Source organism: Streptomyces sp. NPDC003077, from assembly GCF_040611095.1.
In the GTDB taxonomy this organism is placed as follows: Bacteria; Actinomycetota; Actinomycetes; order Streptomycetales; family Streptomycetaceae; genus Streptomyces.
This window is the reverse complement of the sequence record NZ_JBEXNM010000009.1, coordinates 73,560-86,906: the sequence shown is the minus strand read 5'-3', so window position 1 is coordinate 86,906 and position 13,347 is coordinate 73,560. Positions and strand designations below refer to the sequence as shown.

Here is a 13,347-nt window from a genome sequence, read left to right as displayed (position 1 = left end):
CTCTCGCGTGGCGTGATGACGTGGGGAACGGTGCCTGGCACCCCCACGCTCCCACGGTCCGTCCCGAACGCGTCGCCTTCTTCCATCCGGAGTGAACCACCACCGACGTCAAGGTGAACTCTGGGCGACGGGTGTTCGAGCAGGGCCCCGGATGGCTGGGGGAGTGTCCTACCCGACGCATAACCTGGAGTCATGAACGTGGACGCGGCGGTTGCCGCAGTGGCGGCGATCGCCGGATTGTGCACCGGTGTCTTCGCCATGCTGGCGTTCCGCTGGAGCGAGCGGGAACAGACCAAGCCCACCCGTACGTCCCTGCACACCGACGCCGTCCTCCCGCCCGGTGTCGACACGGTCCTGTCGGTGCTCCGCTCCTCCGCCGTGGTGCTGGACGAGGCGGACGAGGTGGTCAAGGCCAGCTCGGCGGCGTACGCCCTGGGCCTGGTCCGGGGCGGGAAGCTGGCCGTCGAGCCGATGCTCCAGATGGCCCGGGACACCCGCCGTGACGGTGAGATACGGCAGGTCGAGCTGGATCTGCCGCGCCGGGGCACGGGCCGCGGCGACGCCCTGGCGGTCTCCGCCCGGGTCGCGCCCCTCGGCTCCCGCCTGGTGCTGCTCCTGGTGGAGGACCTGACGGAGGCGCGGCGAATAGAAGCGGTGCGCCGGGACTTCGTGGCCAACGTCAGCCACGAGCTGAAGACCCCGGTCGGCGCGCTCTCGCTGCTCTCCGAGGCCGTGATGGACGCCAGCGACGACCCCGAGGCGGTCACCCGCTTCGCGGGCCGGATGCAGAACGAGGCGACCCGCCTGACCAACCTCGTCCAGGAGCTCATCGACCTCTCCCGGGTCCAGAACGACGACCCCTTGGAGGACGCGGAGCCCGTCCGCGTGGACGAACTGGTCGCCGAGGCGATCGACCGCTGCCGCCAGCAGGCCCTGAGCAAGCAGATCACCATGGCCGCGGGCGGCACCGCCGACCTGTACGTGTGGGGCAACCGCGGCCAGCTCGCCGCGGCGCTCGGCAACCTCGTGGAGAACGCCGTCAACTACTCCCCGGCCCACACCCGCGTCGGCATCGCGGGGCGGCGGCTCCCGGCGACCGGCAAGGGCGCCTCCACGCGCGCCGGAGCGGTCGGCATGATCGAGATCTCGGTGACCGACCAGGGCATCGGCATCTCGGAGAAGGACCGCGACCGCGTCTTCGAGCGCTTCTACCGCGTGGACCCGGCCCGCTCCCGCGCCACCGGCGGAACCGGCCTGGGCCTGTCCATCGTCAAGCACGTCGTCGCCTCGCACGGCGGGGAGGTCACGGTCTGGAGCGCCGAGGGACAGGGCTCCACCTTCACCCTCCGCCTCCCCGAGGCCGGCGCCGTGCGGGACCGCACCACCGACACCACCCCCGAGGACGGCCCCGAGACCGAGGACCGTCCCTACGAGACCTTCAACGAACCGCTCCCTGCTCACCCTGCCCCGGAGGTCCTTCCGTGACCCGAGTGCTCGTCGTCGAGGACGAGGAATCGTTCAGTGACGCACTGTCGTACATGCTCCGCAAGGAAGGGTTCGAGGTCGCCGTGGCGGCCACCGGCCCGGACGGCCTCGACGAGTTCGAGCGCAACGGCGCGGACCTGGTGCTGCTGGACCTGATGCTGCCGGGCCTGCCCGGCACCGAGGTCTGCCGCCAGCTCCGCAGCCGCTCCAACGTCCCGGTCATCATGGTGACCGCCAAGGACAGTGAGATCGACAAGGTGGTCGGCCTCGAAATAGGAGCCGACGACTACGTCACCAAGCCGTTCTCCACCCGCGAGCTGGTCGCCCGCATCCGCGCCGTCCTGCGCCGGCGCGGCGAGCCGGAGGAGGTCGCCCCGCAGGCCCTGGAGGCCGGCCCGGTCCGGATGGACGTGGACCGCCACGTCGTCACGGTCTCCGGCGGAAAGGTCGACCTGCCGCTGAAGGAGTTCGACCTCCTGGAGATGCTGCTGCGCAACGCCGGCCGGGTGCTCACCCGGATGCAGCTCATCGACCGCGTCTGGGGCGCCGACTACGTGGGCGACACCAAGACCCTCGACGTGCACGTCAAGCGCCTCCGCGCCAAGATCGAGCCGGACCCGGGCGCCCCGCGCTACCTGGTCACCGTCCGCGGCCTCGGCTACAAGTTCGAGCCGTAGGCCCCGTACGGACCGCGCCCTCCGCGCCCGCGTCGGCCCCTCCCAGGGGGTCGGCCGCGGGCGCGCCGGTTTCCGCCAGCGTCCGCACGCTCTCGCGCATCCATCACGCCGAAGGGGCGGGAACCGGATCCACGGGTTCCCGCCCCTCCCGACGTGAGGCGTGTGCGCGAGGCGGCCGGCGCGCTCGGTGGCCTTGGATGCCCGACGCGCTCGGGTGACCGTCAGCGACCGGCGGACGGCGAGCCGCTCGCCGAGCCGGACGGGGAGCCCGCCGGGGTGGCGGAGCCCGCCGGGGTGGCGGAGCCCGACGGCGAGCCCGAAGCGGAGGCCGAAGCCGACGCGGAAGCGGAGGAGGACGGCGAGGCGGAGCCGGACGCCGAGGGCAGCGCGCTCGGGCCGTACTGCTCGTAGGTGCCCTTGGCGGGGACGACGTACGCCCGCAGCTTGACCTCGCCGGTCTCGCTGAAGTCGAAGGTCAGCGACTGGGCGTCGCCGTCCTTGACCACGTCGCGGCCGTTCTCCAGGACGGCGGAGGCGTTGTCCTTGCCGCCGATGACGACCGAGCCGCCGGCCGGGACGGTGATCTTGTCGGAACCCTTGGCGGGCGACAGCTTGGCCGCGTGGCCGGTGCCCGTCAGCTTGATCGACTTGAGCGTCTGGTCCTTGGTGCCGCTGTTGAAGAGGGTGGCGGTCACCGTGGCCGGGCCCTTGGCGTCGGCCTCGGGCTGGGTGACGACGGAGGCGTTCTGGATCTTGATGGCGCCAACGGTGGTCGCCGCGTTGTCCGGCTTGATCTGGAGCGTCTGGGCGTCGTTCCCGGCACCGCACGCGGAGAGCGAGGCGATCGAGAGCGTGAGGACGGTGGCGGCGAGGACGCCGCGTCGAAGGCTGCGGCTCACGGCGGCGGCATCTCCTTGGACGAGCTTCGGCGGCCGAACTTCGTGCCCGGTCGCGGGATGGACGGCTGGGCGACCGTTCCCCAGGCGCCGGGACGACGCCTGCGTAAAGCCGCCCTAAGGGTGTGTCAGCGCGGCTAGGTTACCGAGCCGTCCCGGAGCAGCCGCACCCGACCCGCCCCCAACGCGATCACGCCCCCGCCGCGTCAGCCGACCGGCGCCGAAAGATCGCTTCTTCGGCGAGTTCCCGGAAGGCGCCGGAATAAGCACCAAGAGGCCGTTCGGTTGAAGGGCGACGGATTTTTCGCCAAGGCACGGGAAAACGGACCGGGGGCGGAATACGCGGAGGTCCGGGAATTTGATCACACACCGTGGCCGGGAGCTCGTGATCAATTCCGGAATCGGTATGGGGATCTCCCGAGAGAACCGAACGGAGTAGCGGAAGCGCGGCATCCGGATCCCGGCAAAACGGGACGTACCTCGTCCCTGCCGACGGCGTCCCGACGCCCGGCGCGCGCGTTTCCCGCCCTCGGGGAAGCGCCTCCGACCTGCGAATTCCCGCGTCCGGCGGGTGGTCGCAGCACGTTCCGGGCACGCTTGTCAAGCCCTGAGATATGCCCTGACCTGCGAAAACGCCATTCAGAACAGCCCGTTCCCGTGTTAACATGGATAGCCACGGAAGGGGTACCTGTCACATGACGTTCAAGGTTGGCGACACCGTGGTCTATCCCCATCACGGGGCCGCGCTGATCGAGGCCATCGAAACTCGCCAGATCAAAGGCGTGGACAAGACCTACTTGGTGCTGAAGGTCGCCCAGGGCGACTTGACGGTTCGTGTGCCAGCGGACAATGCGGAGTTCGTCGGCGTGCGCGACGTGGTCGGCCAGGACGGGCTGGACCGGGTCTTCGAGGTGCTGCGCGCACCGTATGCCGAGGAGCCGACGAACTGGTCCCGTCGTTACAAGGCAAATCTCGAAAAGCTCGCTTCCGGCGACGTGATCAAGGTTGCCGAGGTCGTCCGCGACCTGTGGCGCCGTGAGCGCGAGCGCGGACTCTCCGCCGGTGAGAAGCGCATGCTCGCCAAGGCGCGCCAGATCCTGGTCAGCGAGCTCGCCCTCGCGGAGAACACCAACGAAGACAAGGCCGAGGCTCTGCTCGACGAGGTCCTCGCCTCCTGATACGCGTCATGCCGCGGTGCCCGTGCGGCGATCGCTCCCCGTGAGCGGTCCGTTGCCGGGCGCTGCGGCATTTCTGTGTTCGCTGTGTTTGCTTGGGGCGGCATGCCGAAGGTGTGTGCGCCTGTCCTCACGCGCCGGCGCACGCTCGGGCGCAGGGCGCGATGACCACGACGGGCTGTGCACGGCATCACGAACTCGCCACCGAGCACTCTGGCGCACGCCGACGCTGGCCCATTCGGTCACACAACGCGCGCAGCCATGTGCATGCGACTTATGGCATGTGCAGATCACCGCGTACGCGGGTCACGCCTTCGCCGCAGCGCCTCTCGGCCGAATTCGTTCATTTCAAGGGGCCACGCGCGGCGATCGATCTCGTCGGCCCGGACCGGGCCGTCGTCTTCGCGTATGCCGCACCCCCAGCGTCTGTGCCGCCACCGGCGGCGCCCCCCGTGGCCTCAACGGGCCCTGTGGTGTGCCGGGCCCGGGCAGCTGACTCGACCGGTCGTCACGGAAGGGTCCGATCGGAGCGTCGCGCCCGGCACGCTCTGGCCATACCCATGTGGGTGGAGGAAACAAACCTGCCCGCACTAATTCCAGGAGATGCCCCGGGCCACGGAGCGGCGGACGCCTGGGCCAAGATGTCACCGATGACGCAACCATCCCTTTCCCCACAGATCGGCGCGGAGGCCGGTACCGAAACGGGTGCCGAGTCCCGTACCGCCGTACCGCGCTCCCGTACCGCCGTGATCATCCCGGCGGCCGGCCGGGGCGTGCGGCTCGGGCCGGGCGCTCCCAAGGCTCTCCGGGCGCTGGGCGGCACGCCCATGCTGGTCCACGCCGTCCAGGCGATGTCCGCCTCGCGGGCGGTCTCCCTCGTCGTCGTGGTCGCACCGCCCGGCGGCGCCGAGGAGGTCCGCCGCCTGCTTGAGGAGCACCCGCTGCCCGAGCGGACCGACGTCCTGGTCGTCCCCGGGGGCGACACCCGGCAGGAGTCCGTGCGCCGGGGCATCGAGGCGCTGCCCGACGGCGTGGACGTGGTGCTGGTGCACGACGCCGCGCGCCCCCTGGTCCCGGTCGGGACGGTGGACGCGGTGATCGCCGCCGTACAGGCGGGCGCCCCGGCCGTGGTGCCCGCGCTGCCGCTGGCGGACACGGTCAAGGAGGTCGAGCCGCGCCCGGACGGCGGGGCGGAACCGGTGGTCGGCACGCCCGCGCGGGCGCGGCTGCGCGCCGTCCAGACGCCGCAGGGCTTCGACCGGGCGACGCTCGTGCGGGCGCACGAGGCGGTGGCCGTCGAGGGCGAGGGGGCCACCGACGACGCCGGGATGGTGGAGCGCCTCGGCGCGCCCGTCGTCGTGGTGCCCGGCCACGAGGAAGCGTTCAAGGTGACCCGGCCGCTGGACCTCGTCCTGGCCGAGGCCGTACTCGCCCGGAGGAGGGCTACTGATGGGGATGTATGAGCAGTGGGCGCGGATGCCGCTGATCGGTGTCGGCACCGACGTCCACGCTTTCGAGCAGGGGCGCGAGCTGTGGTGTGCCGGGCTGCTGTGGGACGAGGCCGAGAGCGGGGGCCACGGCCTGGCCGGGCACAGTGACGGCGACGTCGCCGCGCACGCGGCCTGCGACGCGCTCTTCTCGGCCGCCGGCATCGGCGACCTCGGGGCGCACTTCGGCACCGACCGCCCGGAGTGGGCCGGCGCGTCCGGGGTGACGCTGCTGTCCGAGGCGGCGCGGCTGGTGCGGGTCGAGGGTTTCGTGATCGGCAATGTGTCGGTGCAGGTCATCGGCGTACGCCCGAAGATCGGCAAGCGGCGCGAGGAGGCGCGGAAGGTGCTGTCCGAGGCGGTCGGGGCACCGGTCTCGGTGTCCGGCACCACGACGGACGGACTCGGGCTGACGGGCCGCGGCGAGGGCCTCGCGGCGATCGCCACGGCCTTGGTGCTGCCCGCCTGAGGCCCGGTCGGCGATGGGACTGACCGGGGCTGCCGGACCGTGGGGGCGCGGACTGATGGGGGCTGCCGAGCCGTGGGCACGGACTGATCGGGGCTGCCGGGCCGTCGGGGCGCGTGCCGGCCAGGCCGTTCGAGGGGCGGGGCGCGGGGCCGTCCGGCGTACGCGAGGACGGGAGCCGGTGTGGACGCGGCCCCTCGTCCGGCGTACGTGGCGCCCGTCGGCTGACGGCCGCGCGCCGGGCAGGGGGCCGTAGGCCGGCCGGGTGGCGCGGGCCGTCGCGGTGCCGTTCGTCCGCCAGGCCGCTCTGCCGCCCGGTGGAGGGACGTCCTTCGGTTGCGTGCCCCCGGAATGCCGCCCACCGGCGGCGGCTTGAGGCAGGATCGGAGGAGATGTGCCCGTTCGATCGGTTCCAAAGGAAGGACCCATCGTGGCAGCCACTCTGTCCGACTCCCTCAAGCAGCTTCTGGACGGCCCGGTGTTCGTGACCGTGGCCACGATCCAGCCCGACGGCAGCCCCCAGGTCTCCCCGGTCTGGGCCAAGCGGGACGGCGACGACGTCCTCATCTCCACCACCGTGGACCGCCGCAAGACGAAGAACCTCCGCCGCGACCCCCGGGTGACGGTCCTGGTGCAGCCCTTCGACGCTCCGTACACGTACGCCGAGATCCGCGGCACGGCCGAGCTCTCCACGGAGGGCGGCCAGGAGCTCATCGACGAGCTGTCGCAGAAGTACACCGGCAAGCTGTACGCCGACTTCAACCCCGCGTCGGCGCGGGACGCGGAGCGCGTGGTCGTGCGCATCACCCCGGGCAAGGTCATCGGCAACATCTGACGGCCGACGGGGAGCATGCGCCGGGGCCCGGGCCCGGAACGGCCCGGTCCCGCGCGCCTCCATGAGGGCCGCGCGTCCGGTGGGCGGTGCCCGTTTCCCGGGCGCCCCATGGGTCGCCCTTGTGTCACGCTTCTGTGTCCCGTGGCCCGATGGGTCGCGGGGCACTGCCTCGTTCCGACTACCCTGGTGGCGTGACCATTCGCCTGTACGACACCAGCGCCCGGCAGATCCGTGACTTCGTCCCGCTCACGCCGGGCTGCGTCTCGATCTACCTGTGCGGCGCGACCGTGCAGGCCGCCCCGCACATCGGGCACATCCGGTCGGGACTGAACTTCGACATCATGCGCCGCTGGTTCGCCTACCGCGGCTACCAGGTCACGTTCGTACGGAACGTGACCGACATCGACGACAAGATCATCAAGAAGTCCGCCGAGCAGGCCCGCCCCTGGTGGGCCATCGGTTACGAGAACGAGGTCGCCTTCAACGCGGCGTACGACGCCCTGGGCTGCCTGCGGCCGACGTACGAGCCGCGCGCGACCGGTCACGTTCCCGAGATGATCGAAATGATGCGCGGCCTGATCGAGCGTGGTCACGCCTACGCCGCCGAGGGCAACGTCTACTTCGACGTCGCCTCCTTCCCGGACTACCTGGAGCTGTCCGGCCAGGAGCTGGAGAACCTCCGCCAGCCCTCCGGCGAGGGCGAGACCGGCAAGCGCGACCCGCGCGACTTCGCCATGTGGAAGGCCGCCAAGGAAGGCGAGCCCAGCTGGGAGACGCCGTGGGGCCGCGGCCGTCCCGGCTGGCACCTGGAGTGCTCCGCGATGGCGCACAAGTACCTGGGCACCGCCTTCGACATCCACGGTGGCGGCGTGGACCTCGTCTTCCCGCACCACGAGAACGAGATCGCGCAGGCCAAGGCGTACGGCGACGAGTTCGCGCGCTATTGGGCGCACAACGCCTGGGTGACGATGAGCGGCGAGAAGATGTCCAAGTCGCTGGGCAACTCCGTGCTCGTCTCCGAGATGGTCAAGCGCTGGCGCCCGATCGTGCTGCGCTACTACCTGGGCACCCCGCACTACCGGTCGATGATCGAGTACAGCGAGGAGGCGCTGCGCGAGGCCGAGTCGGCGTTCGCGCGGATCGAGGGCTTCGTCCAGCGCGTCACCGAGAAGGCCGGAAAGACCGTAGAGCCGGCCGCCGAGGTGCCGCCCGCGTTCGCCGAGGCGATGGACGACGACCTGGGCGTGCCGCAGGCGCTGGCGATCGTCCACACCACCGTCCGCCAGGGCAACTCCGCGCTGACGGCCGACGACAAGGAGTCGGCGGTCGCCCGGCTGGCCGAGGTCCGCGCCATGCTCGGCGTGCTGGGCCTGGACCCGCTGGACGAGCCGTGGTCCCGCGAGGGCTCCGAGCGCAGCGAGGACCTGCACGGCGTGGTGGACTCCCTGGTCCGCCTGGTGCTGGAGCAGCGGCAGGCCGCCCGCTCGCGCAAGGACTACGCCACCGCCGACGCCATCCGCGACCAGCTCCAGCAGTCCGGCCTCGCCATCGAGGACACGCCGTCCGGTCCACGCTGGTCCCTGTCCTGATCCCGGGCGACACTTTTCCGGGGCGCGCCGCCTCACGGAACGCCCCCACCGGCCGCCGTGTGCGGACCCGCCGCCGGGCCCGCACGCTGACCGGCGTCTGACGCACGGCCGCATACTTGTCCCACGTACGTACCCCCTCCACGTCGAGAGACGTCGAGAGCAGTGAAGAAACAGGGTGACCCATGGCCGGCAACAGCCAGCGCAGGAACCGCCGCACGTCCAACAAGAAGGGCGCCCAGGTCGGCAGCGGCGGCCAGCGGCGCCGGGGCCTGGAGGGCAAGGGCCCGACCCCGCCCGCGTCCGCGCGCAAGGGACACGTGAAGAACCGCATCGCCAACGCGAAGGCGAAGCAGGCCGCCCACCGCCGCCCGGCCCCCCGGCGGGGCGGCGCCAAGGGCACGTCCGAGCTGGTCGTCGGCCGCAACCCGGTGTTCGAGGCGCTGCGCGACGGCGTGCCCGCCACGACGCTGTACGTCCAGCAGTTCATCGACAACGACGAGCGGGTGCGCGAGGCGCTCCAGCTCGCGGCGGACCGCGGCAACATCAACCTCATGGAGGCGCCGCGCCCCGAGCTGGACCGCATGACCAACGGCCTCAACCACCAGGGCCTCGTCCTCCAGGTGCCGCCGTACGACTACGCGCACCCCGAAGACCTGGCCGCCGCGGCGTTCGACGCGGGCGAGGACCCGCTGATCGTCGCGCTGGACGGGGTCACCGACCCGCGCAACCTCGGTGCCGTCGTGCGTTCGGTGTGCGCCTTCGGCGGGCACGGCGTGGTCGTGCCCGAGCGGCGCGCGGCCGGGATGACGGCCGGTGCCTGGAAGACCTCGGCCGGCACCGCCGCCCGTACGCCGGTCGCGCGGGCCACCAACCTGACGCGCGCGCTGGAGGGCTACCAGAAGGCGGGCATCACCGTCGTCGGGCTCGCGGCGGACGGCGAGGTGGAGCTCCAGGACCTGGAGGTGCTGGACGGGCCGGTCGTCATCGTGGTCGGCAGCGAGGGCAAGGGCCTGTCGCGGCTGGTCGGCGAGACCTGCGACGTGCGGGTGCGCATCCCGATGCCGGGCGGCGCCGAGTCGCTGAACGCGGGCGTCGCGGCGGGCGTCGTCCTGTGGGAGGCGGCGCGCCGACGCGGCTGACGAGAGACGGGCGGTGCCTTCAGGGGCGCCGCTGGGAGGCGCCGCCCCGGGTGACGGGGGCGGCGCTTCTTTTGCTGCCGGTTCGTTGGCTGCCGGTCCTGTCGGTTTGCTGGTCTGAGTGGCCCGTTCCTGCCGGTCCGGTGGCCCGTTCCCGGCGGTCCGGTCCGGGGTGCGGCCTCGCCGCCCTATGCCCGTTCGTACGCGCTGAAATTCCGGCCAAGATGAACGTTCCCCCATCTTGCGGACATCTGGTGAACTCTTGACGGGTCTCGGACAGATCGGTGCGGTCAAGGCAGTGTCTTAACCGGGCGTCACTCGGTTAGATGAGCGTGGACACCAGAACACCCCGCACGCCTACGGGGGGACGCTCGCCGGGCTTCGATGACGAGCCGGTGCTGAGCTCGGTCAAGGTGCCGTGCGACCCCGCGCAGGTCATCGTCAACCACGCCAGTTTCCGGGTGCGGCTGGCCGCGCCCGTGGTGCGCGCCGCCATGGAGGACACCGCGCGCATCCCCGCCGTCCGGGACGCGGCACCCGGTGGCCGGCGCCGCGCGCCCGTGGTGTGGAGCGGTCGCGGCGCCCCGGCCGCCGCCACGACCCAGCTCCTGCACGCCGTCCGGAAGGCCGACGGGAGTCCCGGCAGCCCCGGGGCCGGCCACCGCGCCGCGTCCGCCGAGCGGGGCGACGAGGCCGGCATGACCCAGGTCCTGCCCCGGGTCCGCATGGACGACGGGGTGCGGCCCGCCGGGGGCCCCGCCCCCACGGTGATCGGCCAGCGCGGCGCCGTCGACGCGGACGGGCCGCTGCTGCGGGGCGTCCGCCCCATCACGGGCGCGTACGACGAGGCGTACGAGGCGGCGCGCGCCGACGCACGCGACGGTGAGCCCGCGTACGACGCGGACGCTCCGGCGTACGACGGCTTCGGCGGGGGCGACGGGGAGCCGCGGCGACGCGGCGGCGACGGGCCGCGCACGGCCTACTACCCCGGCCGCCGGATGAACCTCGGCGTGGTGCTGCTGCCGCTGCGGGTCTTCCTCGGCTTCATCACCGTCTACGCGGGGATGGGCAAGCTCTGCGACCCGGCCTACTTCCAAGGCGGCGAGCGCGGCTCGATGGTCGCCTGGCTGCGGTCGCTGGACCCGTGGACGCCGGCCGTGCCGCTGCGCGACTTCGCGCTCGCGCACCCGGTGGGCGCCGGGCTGTCCGTGGCCTTCCTCCAGGTCGTCGTCGGGGTGCTGACGATGTGCGGGCTGTGGCAGCGGCTCGCCGCCTCCTTCGGGGCGCTGCTGTCCGCGACGCTGCTGCTGACGGTGAGCTGGCGGCACGTACCGGTCTACGACGCGCCGGACATCATCTACCTCGCCGCCTGGAGCCCGCTGATCATCGCGGGCGCGCCGGTGTACTCGCTCGACGCGCGGCTGGCCGGCGAGGCGTGGCGGCGGCTGGGCCCGCGGGTGGAGCTGGCCGACCTGCGGCGGCGGGTGCTGCGCAGGGGCGCCGTGATGACGGCGGTGATCACCGGCCTCACGCTGCTGACCGGTTCGCTGCTGGGCGGGGCCGTGCGGTCCACCTCGGTGACGACGGTGCCGCGGCCCGGGGAGCCCGCGATCAACAACCTGCCCGGTTCCCCGCTGCCCCGGCCGCACCGCAGCGGCGCGGCGACGCGGCCCGGCACGCCGCAGGCGCACGAGACCCCGCACCGCCGCGGCACGCCGTCACCGGAGGCCTCGCGCCACCTGACGCCGTCCCGTACGCCGTCGGCCTCCGCGCCCGGCACGGCGCCCACGACCGGCAGCGTCGGCGTCCGCCCCGAGCGCCCGGCGGGCAGCACACCGCGGCGGACGGCGCCCACCCACGCCCCGGCCCCCAAGCAGGCTCCGACCAAGGAGAGCGGCGGCTCCACCGGCGGCGGAACGAGTGGCGGCTCGGGTGGCGGTTCGGGCGGCGGCTCGGGCGGCTCCGAGGACAAGGACTCCGGGAGCAGCGGCACGCTGGGCGGCCTCCTGGGCTGACCCGCCGCGATCGCCGAACGGCCGCCCTCGTGTTGTGGGGGCGGCCGTTTCGTGTCCGGGGCGCTGTGCGGGGATCGCCGGTGATGCGGGGTGGGGCGGCGCATCGGGTAGGAGGATTGCCGGTTTCCGCAGGGGGCTTGCCAGCTTCCGCGGGACGGGGGCTGCAGGTAGTGGAGCCGGGCCGTTGGGCGGAAGCCGCAGGGATGGGAGCCGGGCCGATGAGCCGCTGGGGCCGGACGCCGCGGGGCTGGGGCCGGGGCCGCGGATCAGGGAGCCGGACCGCTGGACGGCGGCGGCGTCACGCCCTCTGGGCGGCCAGTTCCTTGGCGGCCTCGGTGAGGTCCTTGGCGGTGTCGATGGCGCGCCAGTACGCCCCCTGAGGGAGCGGGAAGCCGGCCAGGCGGCGCTCGCGGGCCAGCCGCGGGAAGGTGGTGCGCTCGTGATCGCCGCGGTCGGGCAGCAGCCGGGTGAAGGCGGCGGAGAAGACGTAGACGCCCGCGTTGATGAGGTACGGCGAGGGCGGGGACTCGATGAAGTCCAGGACGTGCCCGAAGGAGTCGGTCTCCACGGCGCCCCACGGGATGCGGGGGCGGGCCAGCGCGAGCGTGGCGTCGGCGTCGCGCTCGTGGTGGAAGTCGGCCATCTCGCGGAGCGAGAAGCGGGTCCAGATGTCGCCGTTGGTGGCGTACCAGGGCTCGTCGGGGCGGGGGAGGGAGGAGGCGGCGTACTTCAGGCCGCCGCCCCGGCCCAGGGGCTCGTTCTCGACGACGGTGGTCACGGACAGCGGGAGTTCGGCCCCGGCCAGCCACTCCTGGAGGACTTCGGCGAGGTGACCGCAAGAGATGACGGCGTCGGTGACGCCCTCCGCCGCGAGCCAGTTGAGCTGGTGGCCGATGATCGGGATACCGGTTCCGGGGATCTCGACCATCGGCTTGGGGCGGTCGTCGGTGTAGGGGCGGAGCCGCGAACCTTGGCCTCCGGCCAGGACGACGGCCTGAGTGGGACGCGGGTACGGAACTGCTGTCATGTCCGCACCTTATGCGGTGCTGTGGGGACGGGGATCGTACGGGCTCACTGCGCGGAGGCGACGCCGGAGGCGAAGGACGTGTCGCACACCGGTCGCGACCATGCCTGGGCGCGGTGGGCCGCGCCGCCGTACTTGGCGACCGCGGCACGGCCCAGCGCGCGGGCGATGGACGCGCAGTGCCGGGCCAGGGAGGGGCTCGCGGTGGTCGCCTCCTGGAGGTGGGTGAGGGCGGTGCCGGGGTCCTTCTCCTGGAGTTCGACCAGGAGCCGGTCACGGAGGACGTCCTGAGGCGCGCGGGTGACCGCCTTGCTGGACGCGGTCCCGGAAGACGCGGCGAGCACCTGCGTTTCGGAGGTTTGCGAGGCCCACGGAACGGCGGTGACCGCGAGCGTTCCGGAGAGGACGAGGACGACGGGGAGGACAAGGGCGAGCGTTCGGCCGATGCGGCGGGCTGCGGAGTTCACGGTCGCGATGGTAGCGACGAGTGATGATTTGGAGACATTTGGTCACCGAAACGGGGGACGTGTTGCCTCGTCATTCGGGCTCGATGTTGACGTAC

At 72.6% G+C, this 13,347-nt stretch carries 12 protein-coding genes; 9 read left to right on the top strand and 3 right to left on the bottom strand.

The window, feature by feature from the left end; genetic code table 11:
* The first annotated feature begins 192 nt into the window (after window positions 1-192).
* Both ABZX96_RS09000 and ABZX96_RS08995 read left to right on the top strand, forming a co-directional pair.
* Window positions 193-1,485, top strand: coding sequence for an ATP-binding protein (locus tag ABZX96_RS09000; RefSeq protein WP_355540250.1), 1,293 nt, complete (start codon window positions 193-195; stop codon window positions 1,483-1,485).
* Window positions 1,482-2,162, top strand: coding sequence for a response regulator transcription factor (locus tag ABZX96_RS08995; protein WP_355540247.1), 681 nt, complete (start codon window positions 1,482-1,484; stop codon window positions 2,160-2,162). The genes ABZX96_RS09000 and ABZX96_RS08995 overlap by 4 nt, the downstream gene beginning before the upstream one ends.
* Before the next feature lie 221 nt (window positions 2,163-2,383).
* On the opposite strand, the gene ABZX96_RS08990 is transcribed toward ABZX96_RS08995, so the two are convergent.
* On the bottom strand, window positions 2,384-3,061 hold the full coding sequence (locus ABZX96_RS08990) for a DUF461 domain-containing protein (protein ID WP_355540244.1): 678 nt from the start codon (window positions 3,059-3,061) through the stop codon (window positions 2,384-2,386).
* Between the two features lie 692 nt (window positions 3,062-3,753).
* Here ABZX96_RS08990 and ABZX96_RS08985 point away from each other — a divergent pair.
* The 7 genes from ABZX96_RS08985 (at window position 3,754) to ABZX96_RS08955 (ending at window position 11,761) form a co-directional block, all read left to right on the top strand.
* Window positions 3,754-4,236, top strand: coding sequence for a CarD family transcriptional regulator (locus ABZX96_RS08985; protein ID WP_003953493.1), 483 nt, complete (start codon window positions 3,754-3,756; stop codon window positions 4,234-4,236).
* Between the two features lie 746 nt (window positions 4,237-4,982).
* Entirely contained in the window at window positions 4,983-5,696 is a 714-nt protein-coding gene (gene ispD, locus ABZX96_RS08980) for a 2-C-methyl-D-erythritol 4-phosphate cytidylyltransferase (RefSeq protein ID WP_355540532.1), read from the top strand.
* Entirely contained in the window at window positions 5,689-6,189 is a 501-nt protein-coding gene (ispF, locus tag ABZX96_RS08975) for a 2-C-methyl-D-erythritol 2,4-cyclodiphosphate synthase (RefSeq protein ID WP_355540529.1), read from the top strand. The genes ispD and ispF overlap by 8 nt, the downstream gene beginning before the upstream one ends.
* A gap of 427 nt (window positions 6,190-6,616) precedes the next feature.
* Window positions 6,617-7,021, top strand: a complete 405-nt coding sequence (locus tag ABZX96_RS08970; RefSeq protein ID WP_355540241.1) for a PPOX class F420-dependent oxidoreductase — start codon at window positions 6,617-6,619, stop codon at window positions 7,019-7,021.
* 191 nt (window positions 7,022-7,212) lie between these two features.
* Window positions 7,213-8,610 (top strand): cysteine--tRNA ligase, encoded by a 1,398-nt coding sequence (cysS, locus tag ABZX96_RS08965; protein WP_355540238.1) that lies wholly within the window; start codon window positions 7,213-7,215, stop codon window positions 8,608-8,610.
* Between the two features lie 182 nt (window positions 8,611-8,792).
* Window positions 8,793-9,749: a 23S rRNA (guanosine(2251)-2'-O)-methyltransferase RlmB gene (gene rlmB / locus ABZX96_RS08960; RefSeq protein WP_355540235.1), complete on the top strand. Its 957-nt coding sequence runs from the start codon at window positions 8,793-8,795 to the stop codon at window positions 9,747-9,749.
* A 323-nt stretch (window positions 9,750-10,072) separates the two neighbouring features.
* Window positions 10,073-11,761 carry a DoxX family membrane protein gene (locus ABZX96_RS08955; protein WP_355540232.1) on the top strand — a complete coding sequence of 563 codons (1,689 nt, stop codon included), beginning with the start codon at window positions 10,073-10,075 and terminating at the stop codon, window positions 11,759-11,761.
* Window positions 11,762-12,059: 298 nt separating this feature from the next.
* On the opposite strand, the gene ABZX96_RS08950 is transcribed toward ABZX96_RS08955, so the two are convergent.
* The gene (locus tag ABZX96_RS08950) at window positions 12,060-12,788 is read right to left on the bottom strand and encodes a nucleotidyltransferase family protein (protein WP_355540229.1); all 729 of its coding nucleotides are present in this window, start codon (window positions 12,786-12,788) and stop codon (window positions 12,060-12,062) included.
* A 44-nt stretch (window positions 12,789-12,832) separates the two neighbouring features.
* A complete protein-coding gene (locus ABZX96_RS08945; protein WP_355540226.1) occupies window positions 12,833-13,252 on the bottom strand; it encodes a hypothetical protein in 420 nt (139 codons plus the stop codon).
* Between the last annotated feature and the right edge of the window lie 95 nt (window positions 13,253-13,347).

Bases quoted from the DNA above. Each gene is read 5' to 3' on its own strand.
- ABZX96_RS09000 (WP_355540250.1), top strand. From the start codon at position 193: ATGAACGTGGACGCGGCGGTTGCCGCAGTGGCGGCGATCGCCGGATTG.
- ABZX96_RS08985 (WP_003953493.1), top strand. From the start codon at position 3,754: ATGACGTTCAAGGTTGGCGACACCGTGGTCTATCCCCATCACGGGGCC.
- ispF (WP_355540529.1), top strand. From the start codon at position 5,689: ATGTATGAGCAGTGGGCGCGGATGCCGCTGATCGGTGTCGGCACCGAC.
- rlmB (WP_355540235.1), top strand. From the start codon at position 8,793: ATGGCCGGCAACAGCCAGCGCAGGAACCGCCGCACGTCCAACAAGAAG.
- ABZX96_RS08955 (WP_355540232.1), top strand. From the start codon at position 10,073: ATGAGCGTGGACACCAGAACACCCCGCACGCCTACGGGGGGACGCTCG.
- ABZX96_RS08950 (WP_355540229.1), bottom strand. From the start codon at position 12,788: ATGACAGCAGTTCCGTACCCGCGTCCCACTCAGGCCGTCGTCCTGGCC.